This is a genomic window from Flavobacterium sp. 25HG05S-40, assembly GCF_052654735.1.
In genome coordinates this window covers 3,213,053-3,227,467 of the sequence record NZ_CP199750.1, presented here as the reverse complement: position 1 = coordinate 3,227,467, position 14,415 = coordinate 3,213,053, and the positions used below count along the sequence as shown (strand labels likewise).

Below are 14,415 nucleotides of genomic sequence, written 5' to 3'. Positions count from 1 at the left end.
GGTGTTTCGGCAAAATCAAGGAAACACCTAGGATTTTTAATTGAATATAAATATTTGATATCAAGAGGAGAATGTCCAGTGGACATTCGGTATTTCCTTAGTCTTTTTAACTGAAATTATAAATGAAGAACATTGATTTTTTAAATTCCCCAAGAATAGATCAAGTGGGGATTGAGGACAGAATCGCCCGAATAACCTCCCGAAGCATCAAGAAAGAATCAAAAATGCAGGGTCTGTTAATGGCCTTAAACATGATTGATTTAACCACACTAGAAGGCGCGGATACCGATGAGAAAGTAAAGCAACTCTGCTTCAAAGCACACCATTTACACGATGAAATTCCTGGATTGCCAACGACTGCAGCGGTTTGTGTGTATCCCAATTTTGTCAAACTTGCGGTTAACGAACTCAAAGGGACAGGCGTAAAAGTGGCGGCGGTTGCTACGGCTTTTCCGAGTGGACAATCCAGTGCTGAAATCAAATTATTAGATACCAAAATGGCTGTCGATAATGGTGCTGATGAGGTAGACATGGTCATCAGTCGTGGAAAATTCCACAGCGGTGAATACAATTTTGTTTTTGATGAAATCGCGATGATCAAAGAAGCCTGCGGTAAAAACGTACGCTTAAAAGTGATTTTGGAAACCGGAGAAATTGGAACCTTGGATAAAGTACGTCAGGCCAGTGATATCGCCATGTATGCCGGAGCCGATTTTATCAAAACCTCTACCGGAAAAATAAAACCAGCGGCGACCTTACCTGTTACTTTGGTCATGCTCGAAGCCATTCGCGATTACTATTACAAAACCGGCATCATGATCGGAATGAAACCTGCAGGTGGTATTTCGACTTCTAAATTGGCACTGCATTACCTGTTAATGGTCAAAGAAACCTTGGGTGGCCAATGGTTAACCAACGAGTATTTCCGTTTTGGCGCTAGTAGTTTAGCCAACGATGTGTTGCTGCAAATCGCAAAACAACAATCGGGTATTTACCAATCGAATGATTATATTTCTAAAGTTTAAGCCGCATGAAAAAAAAACATACCATCGATTTTACCTCTGACTGGAATTTAGCTCCGGCTCCCGAAAGCACCAGTCATTTCAAAATAAAAGACACTTACGATTTATTCATTAACGGAAAGTTTGTAGCGCCAAAATCCGGAAAGTATTTTGACACGATTAATCCGGCTACCGAGAAAGTTTTGGCGAAAGTCGCCGAAGCTAATGAAGCCGATATTGACGCTGCCGTAAAAGCAGCCCGAAAAGCCTACGACACCGTATGGTCGAAACTATCTGGAAAAGAACGCGGGAAATACATCTACAGAATTGCCCGAATCCTTCAGGAGCGTGCCCGTGAATTTGCTGTGGTAGAAACCTTAAACGGCGGGAAACCCATCAGAGAATCACGCGATGTTGACGTTCCGTTAGCAGCAGCGCATTTCTTCTATTATGCCGGATGGGCAGACAAACTGGAATACGCGTTCCCGAACAGAAAACCAAAAGCGATAGGCGTGGCGGGACAAATCATTCCGTGGAATTTCCCACTATTGATGGCGGCTTGGAAAATAGCTCCGGCTTTAGCAGCAGGAAATACGGTAGTCCTTAAATCCTCCGAAACCACACCGTTAACAGCTTATTTATTAGCAGAAGTAATTCAGGAAGCAGGATTGCCAGCTGGAGTAGTAAACATTGTATCGGGTGCAGGGCAAACAGGCTCTTTCATTGTAAATCATCCCGATGTGGATAAAATTGCGTTCACCGGTTCTACAGGTGTGGGTAAAATAATCATGAAAGCTATTGCCGGAACATCCAAAAAATCTACCATGGAATTGGGTGGAAAAGCAGCCAACATCATTTTTGAAGATGCCGCTTTAGACCAAGCCGTAGAAGGTATCGTAAACGGCATCTTCTTCAACCAAGGACACGTTTGCTGTGCGGGCTCGCGCTTGTATGTTCAGGAATCTGTGTTTGAGGTTGTGGTTCAAAAATTGAAAGACCGAATGAATTCTCTGCACGTAGGAGATCCATTGGATAAGAATACTGATATCGGTGCAATCAACTCCAAAAAACAATTGGAAACGATTAGTAAATACATCGAAATTGGCAAACAAGAAGGCGCCGAAATGTATCAGCCTGCTTGCGATTTGCCTTCAAAAGGCTACTGGTGCCGACCAACGCTGTTCACTAAAGTAAGCCAATCTAACCGAATTTCTCAGGAAGAAATCTTCGGGCCTGTTTTAGCCATCCAAACCTTTAGGACGGTTGATGAGGTTATCGAAAAAGCGAATAATACGCCTTATGGTTTGTCGGCCGGCGTTTGGACAGACAAAGGTTCCAAAATCTTCAATATGACCTCGCAAATGCGAGCCGGAGTAGTTTGGGCTAACACCTTTAATAAGTTCGATCCAACCTCGCCATTCGGTGGTTACAAAGAAAGCGGTCACGGAAGAGAAGGCGGCGTTCATGGATTGGAAGCCTATGTAAAATTTGATTAAAAAGAAGTATCATGTCAAGAATAGAAGTTTTGAAAACCTATAAAATATACATCGGTGGAAGTTTTCCAAGAACCGAATCAGGACGGTATTATCCGCTTATTGTCAACAAAAAAACGGTAGCCAATATGTGTTTATCCTCGGTAAAAGATTTTAGAAATGCCGTAGTAGCAGCCAGAGGAGCACAAGGTGGATGGTCACACAAAACCGCCTACAACCGTTGTCAGATTCTCTACAGAATCGCCGAAGTCCTAGAAGGAAGAAAAGCACAGTTTGTCTCCGAATTGGAACTGCAGGGAATCACCAAAGCCAAAGCTGCAAATGAAGTGGATTTAAGTATCGACCGATTGATTTATTATGCAGGTTGGTGTGATAAATATACCCAGCTTTACAGCACGGTGAATCCGGTCTCGGGAAGTTTCTTTAACTTTTCAGTACCCGAACCTACAGGAGTGGTATCTGTATACGCGCCACAGCAAAGCGGTTTGTTGGGATTAGTGACGCAAATTGTTTCCATCATTGCTGGTGGAAATACTTGTGTAGTATTAGCTTCTGAACAATTAGCCTTATGCGCTGTGACTTTTGCAGAAGTGTTAGCAACATCGGATGTTCCGGGTGGTGTAGTGAATATCCTAACGGGAAATCAAGCCGAATTATTGACGCAGTTCGCCGCGCACAAGGATGTTAATGCGATTTTGTATTGCGGAAAAGATGCTGATATGATTGCCAAAATTCAGGACTTAGCCATCGAGAATTTGAAACGTGTGGTGATTCGGGAAGACAGTGATTATTTTGATGATAAACATGAATCTCCTTATTTAATCTACGACTTCCAAGAAACTAAAACAACCTGGCATCCGATTGAAGTCATTGCAGGAGCCGGAGCTGGATATTAATATAAAGCGGATAAAAGCAATAGCCTGGGAATAGTGTTCCGGGCTGTTTTTTTGCTGTTTCAATAAATACTATCTTTACGTTTTCAACCCAAAACTATGCGCAACAAAGACGTCAAAATCCTTCATATTGATAGCAATCATCCGCTCTTATGGAAACAATTGGAACAGACAGGTTTTCAAAACGAAGCCGATTTTACCTCCTCTAAATCTGAAATTGAGGCCAAAATTCAGGACTATCACGGCATCGTTATCCGCAGTCGCTTTACAATTGACAAAGACTTTATAGATAAAGCAACTAATCTACAGTTTATTGCCCGAGTTGGTGCTGGTTTGGAAAGCATCGATTGCGAATATGCGGAGTCCAAAAACATTCACCTGATTGCAGCGCCTGAAGGAAACCGAAACGCCGTTGGCGAACACGCTCTGGGAATGTTGTTGTCGTTAATGAACAAACTAAACCGTGCTGATAAAATGGTTCGGGAAGGACATTGGATTCGAGAAGGGAATCGCGGTCATGAACTGGAAGGCAAAACAGTTGGACTTATAGGTTATGGCAATATGGGAAAATCATTTGCCAAAAAACTGAGCGGATTTGATGTTGAAGTTTTGTGCTATGATATTCTCTCTCAAGTGGGTGATGATTATGCCAGACAGGTTTCGTTGCCCGAATTACAAGCTAAAGCTGATGTGTTGAGTCTGCATATTCCATGGACAACACTCACGGATAAATTGATCAATACCAATTTCATCAACGCGTTCGCTAAACCCTTTTGGTTAATCAATACGTCACGCGGGAAAAACGTAGTGACCGATGATTTGGTGGAAGCTTTACAATCCGGTAAAATTCTAGGTGCCGGTTTGGATGTTCTGGAATATGAAAAACTATCGTTTGAAAATCTGTTTTTATCGTCTCAAGAACAACCGGCCGAACTTCCCAAAGCTTTTGAATATCTGCTACAAGCAGAAAACGTTTTATTAACGCCGCACATTGCCGGTTGGACTTTTGAAAGTCATCAGAAACTCGCACAAACCATTGTAGATAAAATTATCCTTAAGTATGAGTAGGAATAATTAAAATCTGATTTAATTTGTGTAATGTAACACCAATAATACGTATCGATGAACAATAAAGATTTAAAGAGAGTAACAGGATTGGGTGGCTTTTTCTTCAAATGTGAAGACCCAAACGCTATCAAGGAATGGTACAAAAATCATCTCGGAATTCCGGTAGATTCTTATGGTTGGACTTTTTGGTGGAAAGACAAAGAGGGAAACGAATGTTCTACGCAATGGTCGCCATTTGAAGCCAATACTAAGTATTTTTCACCCAGCGAAAAACCTTTTATGATGAACTATAGAGTGCATGATTTAGAAGCACTGCTGAACGTTTTAAAAGAAGAAGGTGTAACAATTGTTGGTGAAATGGAGACTTATGACTATGGAAAGTTCGGCTGGATTCTGGACCCAGAAGGAAATAAAATTGAACTTTGGGAGCCGATTGATAGTGCTTTCTTATAATTTTTTATATTTTAGTCGAATAAATAATAACAAAACCATTAAAAACCAATAAATATTATGGACGCACAAAAAGTTGACATGTTTATGATGATGAATGCAAAATATTTCGAAAGCCATCATTTAAATGCTGTTAGAGAAAAATTACTAACCCTTGACGAATCAAAATGGGGACTAGTACAAACGATGCAATTCAAAGAACCAACAACGTCGTTAGTCGTTTCATTACTAGGAGGTGCATTAGGAATTGACCGTTTCATGATAGGCGATACCGGAATGGGAATCGGGAAACTGTTGACTTGTGGAGGTTTAGGAATTTGGCAAATCATCGACTGGTTCCTGATTATGGGAGCTACTCGTGAGAAAAATATGGAAACCTTCCAAAATTCATTCTATTAATACATGACCCGAAATAAGTTATATTCTATAGTGCTTATAGCTTGTTTCGCCGGATTCATTTATCTTTTTTATAGTATTCACCATTTACGAAATGAAACATTTCGTGTTTGCATCATAAAAAATGTGACAGGGTATCCTTGTCCATCTTGCGGTACAACTCGAGCTGTTTCATTTTTTTTAGAAGGTAATTTTGTAGCATCACTACTTCTGAATCCGTTTGGAATACTTGTTGCTATAATGATGTTTGTCTTTCCTGTTTGGATTTTGACAGATTTATTATTTAAAAAAGACCACTTTTATCGAGCCTATAAAAAAACAGAAGCAATCATCAGAAAGCCATGGCTGGCCACGATTTTAATTCTGTTAGTATTGCTCAATTGGATTTGGAACTTATACAAACAATTATGATACAAGAAACCACTTTTGCCTACAAACCTGGCGAACACGAACGCGAAAAAGCATCTAACAGTTACTTGATGTCTTTGGTGGCACTGATAGCCGGATTGCCATTACCCATTATCAATTTATTAGCTACATTTTTCTTTTATTTGGCCAACCGAAAAGGGACCTATTTTGTCCGTTGGCATTGTACGCAAGCCCTATTTTCACAATTGGCATTACTCGGAATCAATAGCGCCAGTTTTTGGTGGACGGTTTCTATACTTTTTACAGACGAACAAGTGAGCAATCAATACTTTGCTTATATTTTTACGGTGATTTTATTCAATCTTCTGGAAATTTTCTCCACTATTTACGCTGCTACTCAAGTCCGTAAAGGAATACATGTCGAGTTTTTATTCTTCGGAAATCTTACTAACCTAATTTGTAGACGTTAATTATGAAAAATATTTTTGTACAAGCAGTAATTGTAGTTGGGTGTTTTCTGCTGATATGGTTTGGTTTTTCTCAAGTAGATTTTATGAAAGCCTTCAAGGTTAAGGAAAACACCGAAAACATGGAGAAGAAACTGGGCGATATGATTTGGAATCAAGTGGAAGAAACAGAAGAGGTAATCACCAATGATACCATCATAAAATCATTAGATACGTTGCTGAAACCCCTTTGTGATGCCAACGACATTGATCGTGATTCTTTGAAAGTACACATCATTAAAAAAGATGAAATCAATGCTTTTGCTTTACCTAATAATCATTTAGTGGTTTATACAGGATTGATTGAAGACTGTAAAAAGCAGGAAGCGTTGCAAGGTGTTTTAGGTCATGAGATTGCTCACATCGAGAAAAACCATGTTATGAAAAAACTATCCAAAGAAATTGGATATTCTGTTTTACTAAGCGCTGCTGGAGGAACCAAAGGAGGCGAAATGGCGCGTGAACTTTTAAAAACACTAAGCTCTTCTGCGTATGATCGAAAATTGGAAAAAGAAGCGGATATTACTAGTGTAAAATATATGCTAGAAGCCGATATCGACCCAAGACCTATGGCCGACTTTATGTATCAGATGGCACAGGATAGCGATATGAGTAGTGCAATGTATTGGATTGCCGATCATCCCGAATCAGAAGAACGCGCCAAATATATATTGGATTATATCAAAGGTAAAAAGATCAAAAGCAAACCTACCATGACTGAAAAAGATTGGAAAGCCTTTCAAGAAAAGGTTGGTAATGAATAACAAAAAAGGCAACTCAACGAGTTGCCTTTTTTATTTATAATTTTTTTCCTTTTTTTCAAGTTCCGCTTGAAACTCCTCCATTACGGGTTTGACCGTGCTTTCAGGTAAGTCTGCAATTCGGATATACATTAAGCCATCGACGGCGTTGTTAAACATGGGGTCAACATTAAACGCTACCACGCGAGCATTTTGCTTGATGTATTTTTTGATCAACACCGGCAAACGCAACGAACCTGGTTCTACTTCGTCAATGATTTTATCAAATTTATTCAGATCCGCTTCTGTTTCACTAAATACAAAATCCTTGTCGGCATCTTTTAGTTTTACCTTAAACTCTTTTTTAGGATGAATATATTGCGCTACATAAGGGTCGTAATAATGCGATTTCATAAACTCAATCATCAGCGATTTTGAAAATTCTGTAAACTGATTGCTGATGCTCACACCGCCAATTAAGAATTTATGCTCCGGATAACGCAAAGTCGTGTGTACAATTCCTTTCCAAAGCAAGAATAAAGGCATCGGTTTTTGCTGATATTCATTGACAATGAACGCTCTTCCCATTTCAATGGATTGTTCCATCATACCATACAACTCGGGTTCAAATCGGAATAAATCCTGAAGATAAAAACCTTCAATACCATATTTTGGAAAAATTTCTGAACCCAATCCCATACGATACGCACCGGCAATCACCTGCGATTCATCATCCCATAAAAACATGTGATGATAATACGAATCACATCGATCTAAATCAATAGACTCGTTGGTTCCTTCGCCTACAGACCTAAAGGTGATTTCACGCAAACGCCCAATTTCATGAAGGATATTCGGAATCTTATCAGCCGGAACTAAGAAAACAATGTAGTTTTTACTTTGTAGCAAACGACAATCGCTCTCTCTCAAGGAAGCGATTTCTTCCAGAATCTTATCGTGATTGGCTGGTTTTACAATTTGTTTCGGGCTTTTAGGTGACTTTAAATCCAAGTTGAGGTTTCTTGGGTCAAAAATATTGTTTTCCTTGTTGAAGGAATTGGAAAGCATATAGGTTTTCTTTCTCAAAAACTCGGAGTATTCTTCGATGCTTTTGTGTTCGTTTTGCTCGGCTACCGAAATCGGTTTTCCGATACGAACCTTGATTACACGATCTTTTTGAGTCAGCAATTCCGATGGGAGTTTGGCTGTTCTAAGCGTCGGATTTATTTTGGATAACAAATAAAAAAAGCGACTGTTTTTGGCATGAAAATAAATCGGAATTACCGGTACTTGTGCCTTTCGAATCACTTTTATGGCGCCTTCTTCCCATTGTTTGTCGACCACCAATTGCCCATCTTTATAGGTAGACACTTCTCCGGCAGGAAACATTCCTAACGGTTTGCCATCACTTAAATGGCGTAACGTTTCTTTGATGCCGATGACGCTCGATTTCGCATCCTTATGATTTTCAAAAGGATTCACCGGCATGATATACTGTTTCATTGGTTCAATACGATGCAAAAGGAAATTGGCAATAATTTTGAAATCGGGTTCTCTTTCGAGCATTAATTTTAACAACAATATGCCGTCAATGCCACCCAAAGGATGATTGGAAATAGTGATGTAAGCGCCGTCTTTTGGCAAACGTTTAAAATCTTCTTCGGGAATTTCAAATTTGATTTGAAACTCATCTAAGATAGCATTCAGGAACTCAATTTCGCTTAAATGTTTATTGCGATCGTAGATTTTGTTTAAGGTTGAAATCTTTAAAGCTTTCATCAATAGCCAACCACAAAAAGTCCCGAAAACCCCATACTTATCGACGTGAATCGCTTTGGCAACTTCTTTAGCAGTAACTAAACCCATTTATAATTTGATTTTTGAGCGAGAAACAAAGATAACAATTCTAATGAATTGAAGATTGTAGATTCACGATTTTTGCTTGCGGAAGTTTATTCGCTTGATTCAACAAAAAACGTTGCGCTTAAATCATAAATTTATGTTTGTTTTATTTACTTTTGACACAAGGCCTTTACGCCGAACGAAACGAACTTAAAAAAGCTAAGGAAGACCTCATGAGAATCATTTCTTATAACGTTAACGGCATCAGAGCTGCCATTACTAAAGGATTTTTAGACTGGATACAACAAGCAAATCCTGATGTGATTTGCCTTCAGGAAATCAAAGCAACCGAAGATCAAATCCCAACAGAAGCCATCACAGCGGCAGGATATCCGTATCAATATTATTTTTCGGCACAAAAGAAAGGCTATAGCGGAGTCGCTATTTTGTCTAAAATAAAACCAAACCGTGTTGTTAAAGGAACCGAAGTGACCCACATGGATTTTGAAGGAAGAAATCTGAGAGCCGATTTTGATGATATCTCCGTCATGAGTCTGTACTTGCCATCGGGAACGAATTTGGACAGATTGGACCATAAGTTCAAATACATGGATGACTTTCAGCGGTATATTAATGAATTGAAAAATGAGATTCCGAATTTGATTATTTGTGGCGATTATAATATTTGTCATCAGGCTATTGACATTCATGACCCAATACGAAATGCAACAGTTTCCGGATTTTTGCCCGAGGAACGTGCTTGGTTGGATAATTTTATGAAATCAGGATTCATTGACAGCTTCCGTCATTTCAATAAAGAACCGCATAATTACAGTTGGTGGAGCTATCGCGCCGGAGCCAGAGGAAACAATAAAGGATGGCGTATTGATTACAATTTAGTAAGCGAAAACCTCAAAGACCGAATGAGTCGAGCCGTTATTCTGCCCGAAGCCAAACATTCTGACCATTGTCCGATTTTGGTGGAGATTGACTAAAAGAAGCAAGAAGCAAGAGAAAAGAAGAAAGAAACAAGATAAAAAGAATATAGGATGATAAAAAGAATAGTATTAGGAATGATTATGTTGACTTTACTGTCTTCGTGTGTGTCAAAAAAAATCTACAACGATTTGGAAAATAAATACACCGACTTGAAGAAGGAAAACCGATTAATAGCAGATGAAAACGACGAGCTTCACAAGGCTAATGCCGAATTTGATTCAGTTAACAAAGCCTTGATGGCGGAATTGGATATGGTAAAAGCAGACAGAGCCAAACTGCAGGCGGATTGCACTGCTACGAGTAACAATTTAAAAGCCTTACAAGATTCGTATGCCGCTTTAGAAAGAAATAGTAACGATGCCTTAGAAAACAATATGGCCAAAAACCGAGAGCTTTTGACACAGTTGGATTCTAAAGAAAAATCGTTGGCAGCCGAACAAGACCGATTGAATAAATTGAATGCCGAATTAGCCTCAAATACCAAACGCTTGAACGAATTGGAAAGCATGATTGCCGCCAAAGACGCGGCGATGAAAAAACTAAAAGACACCTTGTCCAAAGCGCTGAATGCTTTTGAAGGAAAAGGACTGACTGTTGAGCAAAAGAACGGAAAAGTGTATGTATCTATGGAAAACAAATTACTGTTCCAAACCGGAAGTTGGGCTGTGGGTTCAGAAGGAAGACGCGCTGTTGTGGAGGTCGGAAAAGTATTAGCTCAAAATCCGGACATTACCGTTTTGATTGAAGGACATACAGACAACGATAAAATTCTTGGAAACATTGGTGGCGGTATCGAAAGCAACTGGGATTTATCGACTAAAAGAGCCACTGCCATAGTAAATATTTTAGCAGAAAACGCGGGTATCAAAAAACAAAATTTAACGGCTGCAGGTCGTGGTGAATTTGCACCAATCTTAAGCAATGATTCGCCGGAAGGGAAAGCCAAAAACAGAAGAATAGAAATCATCTTAACGCCTAAATTAGATGAGATTTCCAAAATGCTGAACGAGTTTTAATTCGTTTCTAGAACAAAAACACCCAACCCATCAGGAGCAAACTTGGTGGGTTTTTTAGTGATCAACAATCTCCAAAATTAACTTTTGTTCTTCCGAAATAGCGACCGATTTCGTACTTTTATCTCATGTATGCTTTAGTCGATTGTGCTAATTTTTACGCTGCGTGTAAGCTTCTTTTTCAGCCACAATTAGTAGGGAAGCCATCGTTATTTTGTTAAATAATGACGGTTGCATCATCGCTAGAAGTGATAAAGAAGGTATTTGCCTAATGCCTGAAAACAAGGAATTTCAACCTATCAAAGTCGAAGAAGACCACAAATTGATTGTTTGGTGAATTGTTACGTATGTGATAAAATCGGTTTACGATTTTAGATAAAATAACTCAAAAAATAAGGGCTATTCCGTTATTCTCATCAATTCTTTACGATTGGAAATGGTGATTTTCTTTCCGTCAAGCTTGATTACTTCAGCCTTGTTCAGCTCCGAGAGTAAACGAATACAACTTTCGGTCGCGGTTCCAATCATACTAGCAATCTCTTCGCGAGACAACTGCAGTTTCAGCGATTTATCGGTATTGATACCAAAATTATCTTCGAGATACAAAAGGGTATGAGCCAAACGTGCTTTAACCGTTTTTTGCGCCATATCCACCATAATATTATCAGCTTCCTTAAGATCACCACAGATGGTTCTCATTACGTTCATCGAAAACTGATTGTTTTGATTAAAAAAACCTAGGATTTCACTTTTCGGAATAAAACAAATCTGCATGTCCTCAAGGGCTACTGCAGAAAGATTGGTAGGTTCATCACTAATCATGGAACGTTGTCCCAATAGCTCGCCTCTTTTTACCAAGTGAACAATTTGATCCCGACCGTTGGCACTGAGCTTGGTCATTTTACAAACGCCGTCTTTTACACAAAAGACACCATTGATGGTTTCTCCTTCATTAAAGATAGTTTCCCCTTTACGGACAATTTTAGAGGTTTTGCAATGCGCCAACTTAATCAACTCGTCTTTGTTTAGCGCTTTTAACGAACTGAATTCTCTAACGATACACTGTTCACATTTACTCATGCCAAAATAGATTACTAGGTAGCGCAAAGGTAACCATTAACATGATAAATATCATTTTTTTTAGAGAAATGTCGCAGCAACTTTGCCTCAGGTAAAATGAGCATATTATGGATATTGGGAATTGTTTCCATTGTGGATTAGAGGTCAGCCCTGCTGATGAAATTCATTTCGACGACAAAAATTTTTGTTGTGTCGGATGTAAAACGGTATACGAGATTTTCAGCAGTAATGGATTAAGTTCCTATTACGATTTTGAAAAGGCACCGGGTGCTACTCCTTTCGAAAGTAGTAGTAAATATGATTTTCTAAATAATGAAAAAATAGCCGAAAAGTTACTGCAATTTAGTGAAGGGAAATCACATATTGTGGCGTTACACATTCCGCATATTCACTGCAGTTCCTGTATTTGGATATTAGAAAATTTACGAAAACTACAACCTGAAATTAGTTTTTCACAGGTCAATTTTCACGAAAAGACCGTCCGTATTACCTATAATTCCGAAGCCATCACGTTAAAGGAAATTGTGTTGCTTTTATGCCGGATAGGTTATGAGCCCTATATTTCATTGGAACAGTACGATTCCGAGAAAAAAGTTCAGGACAAAACATTAACTTACAAACTTGGTGTTGCCTTCTTTTGTTTCGGAAACATCATGTTATTGTCGTTTCCCGAGTATTTTGAACTTAAAGAGTTTTGGCTCGATCAATACCGCAACTTTTTCAGAACATTAATTTGCTTGCTCTCTTTGCCCAGTTTTTTCTATTCGGCCAGTGGTTATTATGTGGCAGCCTATAAAAGTCTCAGAGCTAAAATCCTAAGTATTGAAATTCCAATTGCGCTGGGAATTGTAGTGATGTTTGTCAGAAGTATGGTCGATATCATTTTTGATTTCGGCCCCGGATTTTTTGACAGTCTGACCGGATTGATATTCTTTATGTTATTGGGGAAATCGTTTCAGATAAAAACCTATCGTTTCCTGAGTTTTGAACGCGATTATAAATCGTATTTCCCGGTGGCGGTAACCCGAATCAAAGGCGATAACCTCGAAGAAAATATTCCGATTTACGAAATAGACAAAGGCAACCGATTGCTCATCAGAAATCAGGAACTTATTCCGGCCGACGGTATTCTTTTGTCAAAAAGTGCCGCCATCGATTACAGTTTTGTAACAGGAGAATCCATTCCAGTTAACAAAGTTTCGGGCGATAAGATATTTGCAGGAGGAAGACTAAACGGAACCATAATCGAAATGGAAGCATTAAAACCGGTTTCCCAAAGTTACCTGACGCAGTTATGGAGCAATGAAGTTTTTGAAAAGAAAGCGGCTCGTAGATTTGAATCGATTACTGACCAAGTAAGTCATTATTTTACTCCGATTTTACTCCTAATTTCGTTAATAGGATTTGGATATTGGATTTTTTACGATACCAACACGGCATTCAATGTATTTACAGCGGTGCTGATTGTTGCCTGTCCTTGCGCCTTGGCATTGACAGCTCCGTTTACTTTAGGGAATGTTCTTAGAATATACGGAAGAGAAAAGGTGTATTTAAAGAATGCCACAGTAATAGAACAATTATCAAAAATAGATACTATTGTTTTTGATAAAACAGGAACGATAACGTCAGGAAAGTTATCTGGAATTACCTATGAAGGCGAAGCGCTTTCGGCAACAGCATTATCGTGGATAAAAAATAGCGTAAGAGCTTCCAATCACCCCTTAAGCAGAATGATTTACGACGAACTTCCCATGTCCAAAACGATGGCACTAGAAGCTTTTGAAGAAATCAACGGACAAGGCATCAAAGCGCAAATAGGTGAAAATGAAATACGCATTGGTTCGGCAAAATTAATGGGCATCGATGAAGTAGCACAAAAAATCCAAACAACGGTTTATATCAGTATCAATCAAAAAGTATTGGGTAAATATATTTTTCATAACGAATACCGTCCTGGTCTTTCGGATTTGTTATCCAAATTACAAAAAGGATATACGATGAAAGTGTTGTCTGGTGACAACGAAGGAGAACGAAGTGTTTTAGAACAATTGCTGCCTAAAGGAAGCGAATTGGTTTTCAATCAAAAACCGGAACAAAAACTCGAGTTTATTAAAAAACTGCAACAAAAGGGGCATACCGTGATGATGATTGGTGACGGACTTAACGATGCCGGAGCCCTTGCACAAGCTAACGTTGGAATAGCCATTTCTGAAAATGTCAATATTTTTTCTCCAGCTTGTGATGGTATTCTGGATGCATCAGTGCTAAACCAGTTAGATAAATATCTGGCTCTCTCCAAAAAAGCCATGCTGACGATAAAAATAAGTTTTGGATTGTCATTGCTATACAATGTGGTGGGATTGAGTTTTGCGTTAACAGGTAATTTATTGCCTCTTGTAGCTGCTATAATAATGCCTTTGAGCACCATTACCATCATCAGTTTTGTAACCCTCGCCAGTAATTTTTATGCACGTGGACTTCAAACCGTCAAAACTCCTACAGAGTATGATAAATATCATAGTTTAAAGAAAAACCCAAACGTAATTTTGACCCAACAAACATAAG

14 protein-coding genes are annotated in these 14,415 nt (G+C 38.9%); 12 read left to right on the top strand and 2 right to left on the bottom strand.

Going from position 1 to position 14,415, the window contains the following annotated elements:
- Positions 1–122: 122 nt before the first annotated feature.
- From deoC to ACULEU_RS14060, 9 genes are all read left to right on the top strand, one after another.
- Positions 123–1,025, top strand: coding sequence for a deoxyribose-phosphate aldolase (deoC, locus tag ACULEU_RS14100; RefSeq protein ID WP_445453204.1), 903 nt, complete (start codon positions 123–125; stop codon positions 1,023–1,025).
- A gap of 5 nt (positions 1,026–1,030) precedes the next feature.
- A complete protein-coding gene (locus ACULEU_RS14095; RefSeq protein ID WP_445453203.1) occupies positions 1,031–2,497 on the top strand; it encodes an aldehyde dehydrogenase family protein in 1,467 nt (488 codons plus the stop codon).
- A gap of 11 nt (positions 2,498–2,508) precedes the next feature.
- Positions 2,509–3,390: an aldehyde dehydrogenase family protein gene (locus ACULEU_RS14090; protein WP_445453202.1), complete on the top strand. Its 882-nt coding sequence runs from the start codon at positions 2,509–2,511 to the stop codon at positions 3,388–3,390.
- A gap of 96 nt (positions 3,391–3,486) precedes the next feature.
- The gene (locus tag ACULEU_RS14085) at positions 3,487–4,455 is read left to right on the top strand and encodes a 2-hydroxyacid dehydrogenase (RefSeq protein WP_445453201.1); all 969 of its coding nucleotides are present in this window, start codon (positions 3,487–3,489) and stop codon (positions 4,453–4,455) included.
- Positions 4,456–4,509: 54 nt separating this feature from the next.
- Complete coding sequence (locus ACULEU_RS14080; protein WP_445453200.1) at positions 4,510–4,908, top strand: VOC family protein; 399 nt, start codon at positions 4,510–4,512, stop codon at positions 4,906–4,908.
- A gap of 57 nt (positions 4,909–4,965) precedes the next feature.
- On the top strand, positions 4,966–5,304 hold the full coding sequence (locus tag ACULEU_RS14075) for a TM2 domain-containing protein (protein WP_445453199.1): 339 nt from the start codon (positions 4,966–4,968) through the stop codon (positions 5,302–5,304).
- A 3-nt stretch (positions 5,305–5,307) separates the two neighbouring features.
- Positions 5,308–5,712, top strand: coding sequence for a DUF2752 domain-containing protein (locus ACULEU_RS14070; protein WP_445453198.1), 405 nt, complete (start codon positions 5,308–5,310; stop codon positions 5,710–5,712).
- Positions 5,643–6,140 carry a hypothetical protein gene (locus ACULEU_RS14065; protein WP_445453197.1) on the top strand — a complete coding sequence of 166 codons (498 nt, stop codon included), beginning with the start codon at positions 5,643–5,645 and terminating at the stop codon, positions 6,138–6,140. The genes ACULEU_RS14070 and ACULEU_RS14065 overlap by 70 nt, the downstream gene beginning before the upstream one ends.
- Before the next feature lie 2 nt (positions 6,141–6,142).
- A complete protein-coding gene (locus tag ACULEU_RS14060; RefSeq protein WP_445453196.1) occupies positions 6,143–6,940 on the top strand; it encodes a M48 family metallopeptidase in 798 nt (265 codons plus the stop codon).
- Positions 6,941–6,970: 30 nt separating this feature from the next.
- On the opposite strand, the gene ACULEU_RS14055 is transcribed toward ACULEU_RS14060, so the two are convergent.
- Positions 6,971–8,782 (bottom strand): GNAT family N-acyltransferase, encoded by a 1,812-nt coding sequence (locus ACULEU_RS14055; protein WP_445453195.1) that lies wholly within the window; start codon positions 8,780–8,782, stop codon positions 6,971–6,973.
- A 209-nt stretch (positions 8,783–8,991) separates the two neighbouring features.
- On the opposite strand from ACULEU_RS14055, the gene ACULEU_RS14050 reads away from it, so the two are divergent.
- Together ACULEU_RS14050 and ACULEU_RS14045 are read left to right on the top strand one after the other, a co-directional pair.
- Positions 8,992–9,753, top strand: coding sequence for an exodeoxyribonuclease III (locus ACULEU_RS14050; protein WP_445453194.1), 762 nt, complete (start codon positions 8,992–8,994; stop codon positions 9,751–9,753).
- A gap of 54 nt (positions 9,754–9,807) precedes the next feature.
- A complete protein-coding gene (locus ACULEU_RS14045; protein ID WP_445453193.1) occupies positions 9,808–10,773 on the top strand; it encodes an OmpA family protein in 966 nt (321 codons plus the stop codon).
- 396 nt (positions 10,774–11,169) lie between these two features.
- Here ACULEU_RS14045 and ACULEU_RS14040 read toward each other — a convergent pair whose 3' ends face one another.
- A complete protein-coding gene (locus tag ACULEU_RS14040; protein WP_445453192.1) occupies positions 11,170–11,850 on the bottom strand; it encodes a Crp/Fnr family transcriptional regulator in 681 nt (226 codons plus the stop codon).
- Between the two features lie 107 nt (positions 11,851–11,957).
- Here ACULEU_RS14040 and ACULEU_RS14035 point away from each other — a divergent pair, with 107 nt between their 5' ends.
- Positions 11,958–14,414, top strand: a complete 2,457-nt coding sequence (locus ACULEU_RS14035) for a heavy metal translocating P-type ATPase metal-binding domain-containing protein (RefSeq protein WP_445453191.1) — start codon at positions 11,958–11,960, stop codon at positions 14,412–14,414.
- Position 14,415 lies beyond the last annotated feature (1 nt).